The sequence below is a fragment of the Stackebrandtia albiflava genome (genome assembly GCF_007994225.1).
Taxonomy (GTDB): domain Bacteria; phylum Actinomycetota; class Actinomycetes; order Mycobacteriales; family Micromonosporaceae; genus Stackebrandtia; species Stackebrandtia albiflava.
The window spans coordinates 972081-988215 of the sequence record NZ_VLLL01000005.1 but is presented as its reverse complement, the minus strand read 5'-3'; the positions used below and the strand labels follow the sequence as shown (position 1 = coordinate 988215).

The 16135-nt window shown below is 71.7% G+C and carries 9 protein-coding genes; 4 read left to right on the top strand and 5 right to left on the bottom strand.

Annotation, left to right across the window (positions count from 1 at the left end; translation table 11 throughout):
• Window positions 1-61: 61 nt before the first annotated feature.
• From LX16_RS05330 to LX16_RS26465, 3 genes are all read right to left on the bottom strand, one after another.
• Complete coding sequence (locus LX16_RS05330) at window positions 62-8071, bottom strand: non-ribosomal peptide synthetase (protein ID WP_158645482.1); 8010 nt, start codon at window positions 8069-8071, stop codon at window positions 62-64.
• Window positions 8068-8283, bottom strand: coding sequence for an MbtH family protein (locus LX16_RS05325; protein WP_147133946.1), 216 nt, complete (start codon window positions 8281-8283; stop codon window positions 8068-8070). Before LX16_RS05325 ends, LX16_RS05330 begins: the two co-directional genes overlap by 4 nt.
• Window positions 8284-8755: 472 nt before the next feature.
• Entirely contained in the window at window positions 8756-8956 is a 201-nt protein-coding gene (locus LX16_RS26465; protein ID WP_158645481.1) for a hypothetical protein, read from the bottom strand.
• 153 nt (window positions 8957-9109) lie between these two features.
• Here LX16_RS26465 and LX16_RS05320 point away from each other — a divergent pair, with 153 nt between their 5' ends.
• The gene (locus LX16_RS05320) at window positions 9110-12307 is read left to right on the top strand and encodes an AfsR/SARP family transcriptional regulator (protein WP_244615765.1); all 3198 of its coding nucleotides are present in this window, start codon (window positions 9110-9112) and stop codon (window positions 12305-12307) included.
• Here the strand turns inward: LX16_RS05320 and LX16_RS05315 are convergent.
• Window positions 12288-13001 carry a 4'-phosphopantetheinyl transferase family protein gene (locus LX16_RS05315; RefSeq protein WP_147133940.1) on the bottom strand — a complete coding sequence of 238 codons (714 nt, stop codon included), beginning with the start codon at window positions 12999-13001 and terminating at the stop codon, window positions 12288-12290. The genes LX16_RS05320 and LX16_RS05315 overlap by 20 nt on opposite strands.
• A 214-nt stretch (window positions 13002-13215) precedes the next feature.
• Here LX16_RS05315 and LX16_RS27870 point away from each other — a divergent pair, with 214 nt between their 5' ends.
• A complete protein-coding gene (locus LX16_RS27870) occupies window positions 13216-13341 on the top strand; it encodes a hypothetical protein (protein ID WP_280176793.1) in 126 nt (41 codons plus the stop codon).
• A 212-nt stretch (window positions 13342-13553) separates the two neighbouring features.
• Window positions 13554-13829 carry a hypothetical protein gene (locus tag LX16_RS05310; RefSeq protein WP_147133937.1) on the top strand — a complete coding sequence of 92 codons (276 nt, stop codon included), beginning with the start codon at window positions 13554-13556 and terminating at the stop codon, window positions 13827-13829.
• 22 nt (window positions 13830-13851) lie between these two features.
• Here LX16_RS05310 and LX16_RS05305 read toward each other — a convergent pair whose 3' ends face one another.
• Complete coding sequence (locus LX16_RS05305; protein ID WP_147133934.1) at window positions 13852-14844, bottom strand: LuxR C-terminal-related transcriptional regulator; 993 nt, start codon at window positions 14842-14844, stop codon at window positions 13852-13854.
• 351 nt (window positions 14845-15195) lie between these two features.
• On the opposite strand from LX16_RS05305, the gene LX16_RS05300 reads away from it, so the two are divergent.
• Window positions 15196-16135 (top strand): condensation domain-containing protein (locus LX16_RS05300; protein ID WP_147133931.1); only part of this gene is annotated, 940 nt, incomplete at its 3' end.

Genomic DNA, 16135 nt, shown 5'->3' with positions numbered 1-16135 from the left:
GGAATCAGGACTGTTCGGCGCCGCTTCGACGATCACGACGCGACCGCCGTCACGGCCCGGATCACGCCGGCGGCGGTACCAGGGACCCGCAGTCGCGCATGAACCGCAGGTACCGGTCCACCACCGTCGCGTCCACCACCGGGCAGACGATGCCCGAATCGGCGAGCGCGCCGCGGGTGTGACGGTCGTCGAACACCGGTTCCGGAGCGTCACCGGCGACGGCGAGCGCCGCCGCACCCGGCAGGGCGCTGCCCGAGGCGGCGGTCCGTGCCGCGTCGGCGAGCCGGCGGTTCCACTCGTCGGCGGGCACCATGTCGATCGCATATCCCATGGCGCGCAACCGGTCCACCACGAACGACATGCCGACGGGTGTACTACCGGTGAGGTGGTACGCGGTGCCGTCGGCGGGTCGTCGCCGGATCAGGTGAGCGATCGCCTTCGCGACATAGTCCACCGGGGTCAGGTACGCCGCCCCCGTGACCTCGCCGGACGGCGCCGCACCCAGCTCCGCGCAGGCGCGAAGGACCTGCCAGAACGCGTCCGTGTCGCTTCCGGCGCCGGTCACGGTGTCACCGCTGACCCGGCCCGGCCGGTATACGGCGACGGGCAGTCCCCGGTTCCCGGCCTCCGCGACCAGACGTTCGGCGACCCACTTGCTCTGCACGTAGCCGCTGGCGGGCAACCGATCGGGGCGCAGGACCCCGTCCTCGTCCACCGGGACGCGGGCGCCCTCGGCGGGCACCACGACACTCCCGGTCGAGACGTGGTGGAACGGGACGGCTTCGGCCGCGGCCAGTCGCAGCATCTCAACGGTCCCGGCCACGTTCGGCCCACGCATCGTCTCGTACGGGTCCGCCAGGTGCACCCGTGCACCGTTGTGGACGATCGCGTCGGCCCACCCGGCGAGTTCCCGTCGGCGTGACCCCGGCACCCCGAGTCCGGGGGAGGCCAGGTCGGCGGGAAACGCGACGATCCGGTCGGTGAACGAGTCGTCCCACAGCCGGAGTCGACGGAGCGACTCGACGAGCCGCCCGCCCGCCACCGCCTCGTCCGGCGCCCGCACCGGGCACGCCACCTCGGCCTTGGCGTCGGACGACAGGAGCTCCGCGAGCAGGAAGGCACCGAGGAACCCCGTGGCGCCGGTCAGCAGAATCCGCCGGGGTTCCCCGTGGCGCTCCGCGGTACGCGCCGCCGGCACCCGCACGTCGGCGGGTGGGATCGCGTCGGCGCGCATCCGATCCGCCAGTGCCGCCGGGGTGGCGGCCCCGTGGTCGAGCCGTCCGGCGATCGCCGCCACCGTACGCAACGCGAACACGTCGCGCAACGGCAGTTCCACGCCCAGCGCGTCACCGGATCGGGCCGCCAGCCTCACCGCCAGCAGCGAATGCCCACCGAGGGCGAAGAAGTCGTCGTCCGCCGCGACGTCCGGGACACCCAACAGTTCGGAGAACAACGCGGCGACCCGGCGTTCGGTGCCTCCGCGCGGAGCGCGACCGGTGGCCGGCGGCGGTGGGGCGGCCTCGGGTGCCGCCTCGGCGTCGATCCACTCCAGACGGCCCTCACCGGTCCACCGGACGACGTCGCCGGTCCGGTACATCGGTTCCGGCACATCACCGAACGGGCACTCCACCGCCTCCCCTGCGAACCGGTGCGGAGCCCGGACGCCGGCGAGATAGAGGTCGCCGGGAGCTCCGGGCGGAACCGGGCGCCGCCGGGAGTCCAGCACATATGCCCGCACGTGGTCGGCCGGGCCGTCGAACCCGGCACGTACCCGCGGCGGAAGCGCGGCCCGGTTCCACTGCGACGTCACCAGTCGGCGGTCCTCATCGGTCAACGGGTCCAGATCGTCGATCGCCGTGCCGGGAGCGACCGCCGCCTGCGTCAACACCCGCAGGAAGCCGTTCGCCAGCCGCGCGACCGTGGCCGGGGTGAACAGGGCGGTCGCGTATTCGACGGTGACGTCCAATCCGGCCGGTTCGCCCGCCGGGCCGAGACGTTCCACCACGTTCCACGACAGGTCCATCCGGGACGTGCCGGTGGCGGGATCCACCGGGGTCGCGGTGACGCCATCGACGTCCAGGATCGGCGGTGGTGTCGCCAACGCCAGGAGCACCTGGAACAACGGGTGTCGCCCGAGTACCCGGGGTGGATCCAACGCTTCGACGATCCGCTCGAACGGCACGTCCTGGTTGGCGAATCCGGCCAGGGTGTGGCGGGTGACCCGGTTCAGCAGTTCGGCGAATCCGGGTTCGCCGGACAGGTCGATCCGCAGCACCAGGCTGTTGACGAAGAACCCGACCACCTCCTCCAGTGCCTCGTCGGGGCGGCCGGCGGTCGGTGTGCCCAGGACTACGTCGTCCCCCGCACCGAATCGGCGCAGCAGGACCGCCATCCCCGCCTGCAGCACCATGAAGAGCGTGCTGTGGTGCCGTGCCGCGAGCTCCCGCAGGGCGCGATGGCCGGCGGCGTCCAGGGTGAACGTCGCCCGGGCGCCGACCGCTCCGGTACCGGAGGAGCGCGGTGCGTCGTACGGCAGCCGGATCTCCGCCGGGGCCCCGTCGAGACGGCGACGCCAGTATGCGGTCTGGCGGGCCGCCGGCCCGTCGGGATCGTCCTCGGACAGCGACTCCCGTTGCCACAGCGTGTAGTCGACGTAGTCGACGGCCGGTGCCGTCCATCGTGGTGCCGTTCCGGCGCGCCTGGCGTGGTAGGCCACGGCCAGGTCGCGGGTCAGGATCGGCAGGGACAGGCCGTCGGCGGCGATGTGGTGGACCAGCAGCAACAGGGCGTGGTCGTCCGCGCCCAACCGCCACACCCACGTACGCACCGGCCATTCGGCCGCGAGGTCGAAACCGTGGGACGCCGCCTCGGCCAGCAACTCCGGCAACGCGTCGGCCGTCGCGTCGGCCACCACGACACGGGGGGTGCCGTGGGGGTCCACGACCTGCTCGGGTTCGCCGTCGCGGTCGGGGAACCGGGTCCGCAGCGTGCCGTGCCGCCCGGTCACGTCGGCCAGGGCCAGGATCAGGGCGTCGACGTCGAGGGGCCCGCGCAACCGCATTCCCACCGGAAGGTTGTAGGTGGGGCCGGGGCCGTCGAGGCGGTCCAGGAACCACAGCCGGCGTTGCGCGGGTGACGGTGACAGCCGCGCGGGCCGCTCCGCCCGGCGCAGCGGTGGCAGGGCGGCCGCCGACCCGGCCCGTTCGACGAGCACGGCCATGCCCGCGACGGTGGGGGCGGCGAACACCTCACGCACCCCCACATCGGCGTGACACACGGCGCGGATCCGTGCCGCGAGCCGGGTCGCGAGGAGAGAGTGCCCGCCCGAGGCGAAGAAGTCGTCATCGACTCCGATCGTCTCCAGTCCCAGGACCTGCGCGTACAGGCCCGCCAGGAGGTGCTCCGTCTCGGTGCGGGGCGGTCGGGAGAAGGCGGCGGGTTCCGGCTCGGGAAGGGCGGCGCGGTCCAGTTTCCCGTTGGGCGTCAACGGGAGGCGGTCCAACACGGTGAACACGGCGGGCACCATGTAGTCGGGTAGCTCGGCGGCCAGGCCGGAACGCACGGCGCCGGTGTCGATGTCGGTGCCGACGAGGTATCCCACCAACCGGCTGCGGCCGTGAGCGTCGGGTCTGGCGACCACGACCGCCCGGGCGACTCCGGGACACCGCAGCAACGCGGCCTCGATCTCGCCGGGTTCGATGCGGAATCCACGGATCTTGACCTGGTGGTCGGCGCGCCCCACGAACTCCAGTTCGCCGGAGCCGTTCCACCGCACCAGGTCTCCGGTGCGGTACATGCGTTCGCCCGGTTCTCCGAAGGGGCACGCGACGAACCGGGACGCGGTGACCGCCGGACGGTTCAGGTATCCGCGGGCGACCCCGGCACCGGCGAGGTAGAGCTCCCCGACGACTCCGGGTGGCACCGGACGCAGGACGTCGTCCAGTACGTAGACGCGGGTGTTGTCGACCGGCCGGCCGATGCCGGGGCGGTCGGGCGCGTCCCGGCCCACCGTCGCGGCGGTGACGAGGTGGGTCTCGGCGGGGCCGTAGTGGTTGTGGAGGCGGCGCGGTGACACGGCCGACAGACGCCGTATCGACGGTGTCAACCGCAGGGCCTCGCCGGCCTGCGCGATGTCGACCAGATCCGGCAGGGTGTGCCCGGACTCCTCGGCGGCCACCGCGACCGCCTCGATCACCAGGGTCGGGGCGTACAGTTCCGCGATCCGCATCCCTGAGAGCCACGACACCATCGCGTCGGCGTCCCTGCGGACGTCCTCCGGCATCACGCACAGGGTCGCGGAGCTCAGGAGGGCGGCGCCGATCTCCTGCACCGAGACGTCGAAGCCGACCGCGGTGAACTGGGCGATGCGGGTCCCCGGCCGGGAGGAAAGGGTGCGGACGTGCCACCGCAACAGGTTCGCGAATCCCCGGTACGGCATGACGACGGCCTTGGGCCTACCGGTCGAGCCGGAGGTGTAGACGACGTACGCGGGGTGATCCGGGCGCAGCGGGACGGTGCGCCGGTCGTCGGTGACCGGTGTGGCGCGACCGGTCGGGGCGAACCGGTCGAGGCGCAGAACGGGCCACCCGGCGCCGACGGCCTCCGACTCGGTGAGGACCAGGGATGGTGTCGCGTCGGTCAGTAGCCGCACGACGCGTTCCGGCGGGAGGGTCACGTCGATCGGCAGGTAGGCGGCACCGGTCTTCAGGACCGCCAGGAACGCGGTGACCAGCCGGGAGGAACGGGGAAGCGCGACCGCCACGATCGTCTCGGGACCGATCCCCCGCGCGATCAGGTGATGCGCGAGGTGGTCGGCGGCGGCGTCGAGTTCGGCGTACGTCGGTGAGGCGTCGTCGTCCATGACGGCGGGGACGTCGGCGTGGACCACGGCGCGCGCCGCGATCACGGCCGCGACGTCGTGGGGCGCCTCGGGTGCGGCCGTGGCGTTGCGGGCCACGAGCAGCTCGGCCCGGTCGGCGGGCGTCAACAGTTCGATGTCACCGATCCGGACCGTGTCGTCGGCCGCGACCTGCCGCAGCAGGCGGGTGTATCCGTCGCACAGCCGCGCCACGGTCCCGGCGTCGAACAGTCCGGCGGCGTACTCGGCCACGACGTCGAGCCCGCCCACGGAGTCCTCGGTGACGTCGAGGAACAGGTCGAACTTGGCGGTCCCCGGATACGGTGCGGCGACCGTGCACCGGGTACCGGCCAACCGGAACCGTGCCGTGGTGTTGTTCTGCAGCGCGAGCATGACCTGGAACAGCGGGTGCCGGTTCACCGCCCGCGCCGGGTCGAGTTCCTCCACCAGCCGATCGAACGGCAGGTCCTGGTGGGCGTACGCCCCGAGGTCGTCTTCGCGTACCCGCCGCAGCAGTGCCGAGAACGACTGGCCCGGTGCCGTCCCGGTGCGCAGCACGAGTGTGTTGACGAAGAATCCGACCAGGCCGTCCATGGCGGGGTCGAGCCGTCCGGCGACGGGCGTACCCACGGGGATGTCGGTACCCGCGCCCATCCGGTGCAGCAGGGCGACCAGGCCGGCGTGCAGCACCATGAACAGGGTCGCGTCGTGCCGCCGGGCCAGCGCGGTCAATGCGCGGTGGAGTTCGTCGCCGATCCGGAAGGAGTGCCGGGCTCCTCTTGTCGAGGTCGCCGATCGTGGCCGGTCGTAGGGCAGGGCGAGTTCGTCGGGGACGCCGGACAACCGATTCCGCCAGTAGTCCGCCTGGCGGGCATCGAGGGAGGCCGGGTCGTCGCGGTCACCGAGTCGTTCCCGGTGCCAGTCGGCGTAGTCGAGCTGGTCGACGGGCAGCGGGTCCCATCGGGGTGGTTCGCCGCCCCGCCGTGCCTCGTACGCGCACGCGAGGTCGTCGGCCAGCGGCGTCAGGGACCAACCGTCGGCGGCGATGTGGTGCAGCAGCAACAGCAACACGTGCCGCTCGGGCGCGACCGTGAACAGGTGGGCGCGGAACGGCGCCTCCTCGGCGAGCCGGAACGGCCGCCGAACGGCCCGGTCGACCTCGGCGTCGAGGTCCGTGGCCGCCACCGTCCGCCGGTCCCAGACCGTGTCGATGTCGTCCGACACCCGTTGCCGCAGGTCGTCGGCACCGCCCACGAAGACGGTACGCAGGGCGGAGTGCCGCATCACCAGGTCGTGGACCGCCGCGCGTAGCGCCCCGTGATCGACGTGGCCGGTCAGGTCGAGCCGGATCGGCTGGTGGTAGGCGACACCGTCGGGTGCCAGGTCGTGCTGGAACCACATCCGTCGTTGCGCCGCCGAGGGTTCGGCCTCCGGTGTCGGGCGTTCGCGGTGGCGCAGCACCGCCAGGTCGTCACGTGCGATGTCGACGTCGAGTGTGGCCGCGAGCCGCCTCGGAGTGGGCGACTCGAAGACGTCCGTCACCGTCGCCGGCGCCCCGAGTTCCGCTCGGATCCTGCCTGCGAGGCGGGTAGCGAGCAGCGAATGCCCGCCCAACGCGAAGAAGTCGTCGTTGACATCCATATGAGACACGTCCAGGAGCTCGGCGAAGAGATCCCGGACGACCCGCTCGGTCCGGGTGCGGGGCGCGCCGCCCACACCGGCCCGGAACACCGGTTCCGGCAACGCATCACGGTCGATCTTGCCGCTGGACGTCAACGGCCACGCGTCCAGGACCACGATCGCCGAGGGAACCATGTGCGCCGGGAGCGACCGCCCCAGCGCGGCGGTCAGCTGTGCCGTGTCGAGCGTCGTGTCACCGAAGGGCACCACGTACCCGATGAGTCGTGCCTGGCCGTGCCGGTCGGGTCGCGGCACCACGACGGCACCTGCGACCCCCGGCCGGCGGGCCAGCTCCGCCTCGATCTCACCCGGCTCGATCCGGAACCCCCGGATCTTCACCTGGTGATCCGACCGGCCGACGAACTCCAGACGCCCGTCCGCCGTCCGCCGCACGAGGTCACCGGTCCGGTACATCCGCTCCCCGGCGGGACCGAACGGGCACGCGACGAACCGTTCCGCCGTGAGACCGGGCCGCCCCAGGTAACCGCGGGCCAGGCCGGGGCCCGACAGGTACAGTTCGCCGGTCTCCCCAGCCGCCACCGGCCGCAGGGCGTCGTCGAGCACATGGGCGGTGGTGCCGGGAACCGGTTCGCCGAGATGCGGTGCCTCCCGCGCCCCCAAGGGGGCGGTCACGGTGGCGCAGATCGTCGACTCGGTCGGGCCGTACGCGTTGAGCAGGCGGCGTTGTCCCGCCCACCGGCCGGACACCTCCGCCGGCAGCGCCTCACCGCCGGAGATGACCGTCTCCAGCCCCGGCAGGTCTTCGGGGGACATCACCGCGAGGACCGCCGGCGGTAGTAGACAGTGCGTGACCCCCTGGGCGGCGACGGTATCGGCGAGCGTCTCCACGACCGGCCGGCCGGGTGGCGGCAGCACCAGGGCGGCCCCCGACAGCAACGCCATGAACAGGTCCCACACCGAGGCGTCGAAACTGGGTGACGCGAACTGCAGCAGTCGGCTCGATCCGGTCAGCCCGAGCCGCGCCCGCTGGTCGTGGATCAGCCAGGGGATCCCGGCATGGCTGACGACGACTCCCTTGGGACGGCCGGTGGAGCCCGAGGTGTAGATGACGTAGGCCGGGTTCGCGGGCCGGGGCCGCACGGGAACGAAGTCCGCCGACGGTGGCGCGTCGTCCTCGTCGACGAGGAGCCGGGGCACCGCCTCCGGGAACCGGCCGGTGTGGACGGTGTCGCTCACCAGCAGCCGGGCGCCCGAGTCGGTGAGCAGGTAGGCGAGCCGATCCGGTGGATGGCCGACATCGAGCGGAAGGAAGGCCGCACCGGTGGCGGCCACCGCGAGGATCGTCTCCACCATCATGGGCGACTTGGGGAGACCCACCGCGACGACGTCCTCCGGACCGACTCCGGTCGCCGCCAACCGGGCCGCCAGGAGACGCGAGCGGCGGTCGAGTCCGGCGTAGTCGAGCCGGTCGTCACCGCAGACGAGGGCGACCGCGTCGGGTGTCGCCGCCACCTGGTCGGCGAACAACTCCGGAAGCGTCCTGCCTGCGGGCAAGGGGGCGGTCGGCGTCACCGGTCGCTCGCGTCCATCTCGGCGACGAGACCGGCCGGCCGCATGTCGGTCCAGTGCCGTTCCACGAAGGCGAGGCATTCGCCTCGGTCTCCCCGGTGGCTGACCCGCCAACCCGCGGGGACCTCGATGTCCTCCGGCCACAGCGAATGCTGGCCCTCGTCGTTGACGAGCACGAGGAACGGACGCGCGGTGTCGTCGAAGGGGTTGGTCATGCGGTTCTCCGGTGGGGTGGGAGTCGTCCGGTCGGATACCCGATCGGCGCCGGCGGCCATTGTGCTCCACGTCGGGTGGATCGACAACATCCGGGCAAGCGTCTTCCACGGTGCGCGGCGGCGGCTCGGGGTCGACCGGAAAGCGGTGGCACCTCGTGAACGCCCTGGGCGGGGCCGGAGGCGCGCGACCCGGCGTCCACTTCGGAGCAGCGTGTGGACGGCCTCCGGTGCGCGGCGGGTGCGATCCTCGTCATGTCTCCCCCGTGTCCCCCGCTTCCGCCGCGGCCCTTCCGGTGTGGCGGTCACGTGCCGGGCGATTCCGGTGGATCCGCCGGGGCAACCGTCACCGGGGCACGGCACGTATGGAGTGAGAGAGCCGGACACGACGCAGCCCCCGACCGGAGGGAACGGATCGGGGGCTGCGGGTCGGCCGGTCGGTAGGTCCGTCCGACCCGGGCGGTCGCGTGACCGGTTACGGGCACTGGCTGATGTAGCTCCAGATTCCACAGGAGGTGGTGCAGTTGGAGGACGTGGTGCAGCGGCGGCGGTACAGGCGGGCACCGGTGCAGCGGTAGTCGTACCACGACTCGGTGGGGCATCCGGCCGAAGCCTCGGTGCGCGGAGCCAGCTTCGCCAGCATGGCGTCTCCGAGCCGGGTGGCAAGCGTGAACATACCGATCACTCCTTCATTGAGGGGCGTCGCCAATCGACCGGCAGAAGGTATAGCCGCGTTCTGCCGGAAATCTGTCAGAATCTGTCAAGATCCATTCGAGGGCGGGGCGACCCGGCCATCGCGCCCGTCAGATCGGAGGACGCCGCATTGCTGGTGAGGCTGCTGGGAAGCGTCGAGGTGTTCGACGGCCGGGGCTGGCGGTCGCCCGGAACGCCCAAGCGGGCCTGTGTCCTCAGCGCCCTCGCACTCGCCGACGGCCAGCCGGTGTCCGCGCAGAGCCTGATGGACCGGGTGTGGGACGGGTTCCCGCCGCCGACGGGCCGGGGCGTCATCCACGGCCACATCGCCCAGTTGCGGAACCTGTTGCGCGACGAGGAACGCGCGACGTTGTCACGCGCGGACGCCGGTTGCTACCGACTCGCGCTTCCCCGCGAGTCGGTGGACCTGTTCGCGATGCGGCACCTCGCGGCACAAGGGAAGGCGGCCGTGACCGCGGGGGACACCGCGGACGGCGTCGCGCTGTGGCGCCGCGCCGCCGCGCTGTGGCGCGGCGACCCGCTCAGCGGCGTACCGGGGTCCTGGGCGGAGGGGATGCGGACGGCGCTGTCGAGCGAGTACCGGGACCTGTTGGCCACCATGTACCGGGTGGAACTCAAACGGGGCCGTCACGCCGAGGTGGTGTCGGAACTGAGCGAGGTCGCGGCCGCGCACCCACTGTCGGAACCGCTGATCGCGCACCTGATGGTGGCGCTGTACCGCTGCGACCGTCCCGGTGAGGCGCTTGCCCGGTACACGGCGCTTCGGGAGAGACTGAGCGAGGAACTGGGCAACGAACCCACCGACCGGTTGCGGCGACTGCACCGGCGGATGGTGCGGCAGGATCCGTCGCTGCATCACTCCGCCACGGCCGCCACGGCCGCCACCGCGCCCGCGCCGGAACACCACGTCCCCGCGCAGCTCCCCACCCCGCCGGCGACGTTCGTCGGCAGGGAACCGGAACTGGCGGAGATCGTCGCCCTCGCCGCGGCGGAACCACCGACCGGTCCGGTGCTACTGCACGGGATGCCGGGCATGGGCAAGACCGGTCTGGCGGTACACGCCGCGCACCGGCTGGCACCCCGATTCCCTGATGGACAGTTGTTCCTGGACCTGCACGGGTATGGCCACGCCTGCGGAAGAGTCGCCCCGCCGGAGGCGCTGCGCCGCATGTTGACCGCGCTGGGGGTGGCGGCGGCCGAGCTGCCGGAGAACACCGAGGACCGCGCCGCACTGCTGCGCAGCGTCCTGACGACCCGGCGGATACTGCTGCTGCTCGACAACGCCGCAGAGGAGTCACAGGTGCGGCCGTTGCTGCCGGGCGCGGGCGGCAGCATGGTCGTCGTGACCAGCCGCAACCGGCTCCCCGGCCTGGAGGGCGTCCACCCGATCGGGCTCGACGTCCTTTCGGAGTCGGAGGCGCGCGACCTGTTGACCGGGCAGGGCGGTCGGGACGTCCGCAACGCGGAAGACGCCGCCACCGCGGCCGAGGTCGCCGAGATGTGCGGGCGGCTGCCTTTGGCGCTGCGACTGGCGGCGGGACGGCTCAAGGTCAATCCCTACTGGACGTTCTCGGATCTGCGTGACCGGCTCGCCGATCCCGCGCACCGCCTGACCGAGCTGAGCGCCGGGGACTCGGCGGTCGCGCCGGCGGTGGAGGCGTCCTACCGTGACCTCTCCGCACCGCACCGGCGCCTGCTGCGGATGCTGAGCCTGCTGCCCGAGGGCCATTTCGGGGTGGGCGCGGCCACCGCGCTGGTCGGGGGTGAGCGCCGAGTGACCGCGCGGCTGTTGGAGGACCTGGCCACCTCGCACCTGGTGACGGCGACGGGGCCGGACCGGTACGGGATGCACGACCTGATCCGGTTGTACAGCGGGCAACGCCGGGAACGCGACAACCCGCCGGAGGTGCAGCGGGCCGCCCTCGACCGGATGCGCGCCTGGTACCTGTACTCGGCGCGGGCGGCGCGCGGCGTCGCGTCGCGCAGGTGGACACCGCTGCCCGCTCCGCCGCCACCCGCCGACGTCACCCCCGAGACCTTCGACGACTCCCGGCACGGCCGCGACTGGCTGCACCGTGAGCAGCGGGCACTAGCGACGGTCGTGGCCGAGTCGGGTGGCCCCACCGCCTGGCTGATCGCCGACGCCATGCGGTTGACGCTGTACGTCAAGGGCGACTCCGACACACTGCACGACGTGTCGGTCGCGGGCCTCGCGGCGGCCGACGCCGCCGACCTACCGCTACCACGGGCGGCGATGCTCTTCAACCTCGCCGCGTGTGACGCCATCACCGGCAGGCACGAACGCAACCTGACCCGGCTGGACGAGGCGCTCCAGTACGCCGTCAAAGCCGGTTCGCCGCACTGGGAGGCCCAGATCCAGACGCAGTTGGGCACCGGTCACATGCTGCGAGGCGACTCCGCACGCGCCATCGCCGCCTGCGAGACCGCCCTGTCCCTGTACCGGCAGGTCGACCCGGCGCAGATCGACGGCACGTTGACGGTGCTGGCACTGGTGTGCCACCGGTCGGGGCGGCTCCGCCAGGCGCTCGCGTACCTGGAGGAGTCGTACGCCCTCGCGCGGACGAGCGGAGATGAACACCAGATAATCGCCTCGGCCAACCTCGCCGCCGTCAACCGGGAACTCGGCGATTACCCACGGGCACAGGGGTACGCCGAGGCGGCGATCCGGTTGTGCCGGACGGTCGGGGCAGTGGTCCACGAGTCGCACGTCCTGGACGAACTCGCCCTCATCCACGCCGCGTACGGCAGGACGGCCGAGGCGGTGGCGACCGCCGAACTGGGCCGACGCCTGGCCGCCGAGTCCGGTGACCGGCGGCAACAGGCCGCGGCGCTGGCCACCCTGGCGGTGTGCCGGCTCGGCACACCGGCGTTCGCCGAGGACCCGGCCCGTGAGGCGGTCGCCGCCGCGCGTGCCATCCCGGCGACCGACGTCGAGATCCCCGCGCTGCTGGCGACGGCGGACGTGATGCTCGCACTGGGCGCACCCGACGACGCACTGTCCCACGCCGAACGGGCACTCCGGCTCGCCCGCGAGGAGGGCGTCGGGGTGGCCGAGGGTCGCGCACTGACTCGGGTGGCGCGGAGCCACGCCGCGCGAGGCGAGTGGGAGGCCGCCGTCGCGGTCGGCCGCGAGGCACTGCGGAACCATCTGCGGACCGGCCACCGGCCGGGACAGGCCGAGACCCACGAATGCCTGGCCGAGGCACTGTCCGGGATGGGCGAGTCCACATCGGCCGAGGCGCAACATGCCGAGGCCGCCCGGTTGCGCGTGCTCATGTTCCGGTCGGCGTGACCGTCGCGGGATCGACGCCCCATTCGGCGATCCACGGCATCTCTCGTCCGCCGGGCGCCGCCGCGAATGCGATTCCGAGCACCGCGACGTCACCGGGCAGGGAGCGGCTGTGAAGCTCCCAACCGTGCCACCGGCCGTTGCCGTACGGATCCGGCGGAGGTAGTACCAGCCCGGGGAAGTCGTCGAGCGTCGCCGCCCCGACCTTCACCAGCGACTCCTTGAGCACCCACCGGTGGACGCGGCCCATCCGTGACAGGGAGGCCTCTCCGGGAGCCAACGCGACGTCGGGGATCTCCGCGTCACCGCTCTCGATGTCCACACCGACGGGCCGGAAACCCGCGGCCGCGGCCGCGAAGCCCCGGGTGTGGCTCAGACTGACCTCAATCGGTACCCCCTCCATACGGGGCTTTCCGTGGCGGGGCGATCCGCATTCGGGGCAGTGTTGCCGCAGGATGAGACTCAGGGGGTCGGCTCCCAGGAGGCGGGCGGCGGCGTACCGGACGAGTGCGTGGGCGGCGAGGTAGCCCGCTCGGTCCTCCGGGCGGCGCAGTCCGGCGGCCCTGGTGCGTTCGGTGTCGGTGTAGACCGGCGGAATCGACGGCCGGAACTCCGCGACCCGGCACCAGTGGACCACGACCGCGTCGACGCCGACGGCGTCGCCTCCGGCGACCGGTTCGATCACTGTGGTGGTCACTTCGCTCCCTTCCGTCACAACGGTGGCCGTGGCGGCGGGCGACGGTGTCCCGTGGTGGGCCGCACAGGTCGACCTTGACTCACCTGCTCTGCGCGTGACACTGGGTACTTCTGCCTGCTCGACCGCCCGGAGTTGTGACCACTGTCGGCCGGCTCCACCACGGAGGAACGTGGTCGGTGACACCACGAATCACTCGACAGACAAGGAAATCCCGATGCGCGCTCTTCTCGTCTCGGCTCTTGCGGTGGCCGCTCTCGTCCTGGTCACCGGGATCTCGACCGCTCAGGACGACCCGGCCGTCCTCGCCGACTGCGCGACCAGCTACGACTGGTGTGACTGAGCGGTCCCACGGTCGGGGACCGGGATCCCGGTTCCACGGATACGGGGAACGGCCGGAGAGGACGGATCCGGAACCGCCGGTGGCGGGCATCGGGCCGTACCGCCGACAGTCCGGCCCACACGGCACGACGAGAGGTCGCCGAACCCGGAGCACAGCAGTCGGTCGGACATCGATCGCGGCTCCCGGGGGCTGCATTCGGACAAGTGGGAACCATGCGCCTCGTTGTGGCGATAGTCGAATTCAGCCCTCACGAGGGCATCAGATCCACCGACCTCGAGGAGACGTTCCGGGTGAGCGCCTCCACGGGTGACCGGTTGGAGCACATACACGCCACCCGCACCACGACGACGTGGTACATCTGCATCTATTCGCTGGTCCAGGATCCGGTGGCGGTCCGGGCGGCCGCCGACCAGCTCGTCCGACGTTCGCTGGCGAGCATCCAGACCATCGACCGGTGGTCGGTGCGGTCCGTGGTCCTGCTGATGTGATCCCGCGTCGGCCGACCCGGGGTCAGGCCAGGTCGTCGGGGTCGATGTACCCGTTCGCGATCGCCAGGGCTCCCAGCTGGAACCGGCTGTGCGTTCCGAGCCGCTCGCTCAGGTTGTCGGAGAGCCGACGCACCGTCCGGATGGAGACCTCCATACGGCGGGCCGCCGAGGCGTCGGTGTGACCGTGTGCCCAGAGCCGGAGGATGTGCTTCTCCTGGAGGCTCAGGACACCCTCCTTCCTCGGACGCCTGTCGCCCAACGGCTTCGCCTCCTTCCAGTGGCCGGCGAACAGCGCGGCGAGTGCCTTGACGATCACCTCGCCACTGAGCACGAGCGCACCGGCTCCACAGTGCGCGTTACTGATCGGGATGAGCGCCCGGGTCTGGTCGATCACCAGCAGACGGACCGGCAGCGACGGGAGCGTGCGGATCTCGGCACCGAGTTCCATCTGCCAACGCAGGTAGGCCATCGTGACGTCGTCGTTGCGCACACTGTCCAGATAGATCGACCGCAGTCGCACGCCTCGCCGGGCGGCGTCCTGGGTCGCGGGGCGGGCCGCCTCGATCGCGGTGGTACTCAGCCGACCGGTGGGACTGAACGAGAGGGTCTCCTCCTGCCCCTCGGCGGCCAGCGCCGCTATCCGGGCGCGGACGACGCCACTGCCGAGCAACCGCTCGACCTCGGGATCACTGCCGATCTTACGCCCGCCGTGACTGGCGAGCAGTTGGGCGATGCCCAGCCGGCTCTCCTCCACGTCGCGTTGTCGTTGGGCCAGTTCGGCCTGTTGGCGGGCCAGCAGGGCCGCCAGAGCGATCTCGGGGTCGATGGCGATCATCGGCGCGCCGTCGGAGCCGGCGACGAGAGACAGTTCGGCGAGCCGGTTCATGGCCGTCCGGACCCAGCCCTCGTCCCTCCCCAACGACGTGGCGAGTTCCGGGACACCCGCCTCCGGTTCGTCCACCATGGCCAGATAGACCTGTTGGATCTCGGGATCGATACCAAGGGAATTGAGCATTTCGGGGTAAACCTCATAGAAGTCTCGCAGCCCGGCCGGGCCAGCCGGACCGCCTGGCAGGCGTCAGATTAACAGCCGCACACGACCGGTGACGCTCCGCCATTCAGACAGTTATGAATTTCTTTCACTGTTCGCGGTCGTACGAACACCGGATGCACCGCCGGAACGCGGCACCGGACGACACCACGCCACGGCCCGCGTCCCGCACTGGTCAGAAATGACACCGGAAGGCGGCGGTGAGACTAACCAGTTACCGCGAGCCACCGAAACTGCGAGATTGGGGTCGCCCGACGACCGAGAGCCACACTCTCCTCGCCCCTGGGGGTTGATCCCGTGACACCGTCGCAATCCATGCCGTCGAACCCGGCACCTTCGACCGGCCTCTCGCCGGCGGAGCAGTCCATCGCCGCGATATGGAATCCGCTGCTGCCCCGAAGCGCCACGGCTCCCGACGACGACTTCTTCGTACTCGGCGGAGACGTCGACGCCGCCACCCGCGCCGCCGAACTCCTGACGGCCGAGTTCGCCGTTCCGGTGTCGGCGTCGGACCTGCGGGAGAACCCCACCCTCGCAACGCTCTCCGACTGGCTGGGCCGGGCCAGCCTGGCCGGCCTGGCCCGGCTTTTCGATGCCGGGGACGACGAACCGGCCGCATGGACCCCTGTCGCCGACGACATCCGCATCCCCCGCGTTCCGCGCGGGGAACCGGTCCCGTTGTCGTTCGCGCAACAGCGATTGTGGATCCTGGGACAGCTCGAACCCGACAGCGCCGCGTACCTGGTCCCCTTCGGGCTCCGCATCATCGGACCACTGGACGTCGACGCGCTCGGCGGCGCGCTGGACGACCTGCTCACCCGGCACGAGCCGCTGCGCACCGTGTTCCAAATGGTCGACGACGACCCGATGCAGTGCATCGAGGAGCGTTCGTCCTTCCCGTTGACCCGTATGGACCTCATCGGCGACACCGAGCCGGTCGACTCGGTGGTCGGACGACTCGTGTCGCAGCCGATGGACCTCGCACGTGGGCCGCTGGCACGCGGGTGGCTGTTGAAGACCGGCGAGGACGAGCACCGGCTGGTGGTGGTCCTGCATCACATCGTGGCCGACGGCTGGTCCCTCGGAGTGCTGGCCGACGAGATCAACGCCCTGTACCGCGCGCGGTCCACCGGTCAGCCCGCCACGTTGCCCGAACTCCCCGTGCAGTACGCCGATTTCGCGGTCTGGCAGCGCGAACGGCTGTCCGGGGCGGCACTGGACTCACAACTGTCCTACTGGACCGAGCGACTGGCCG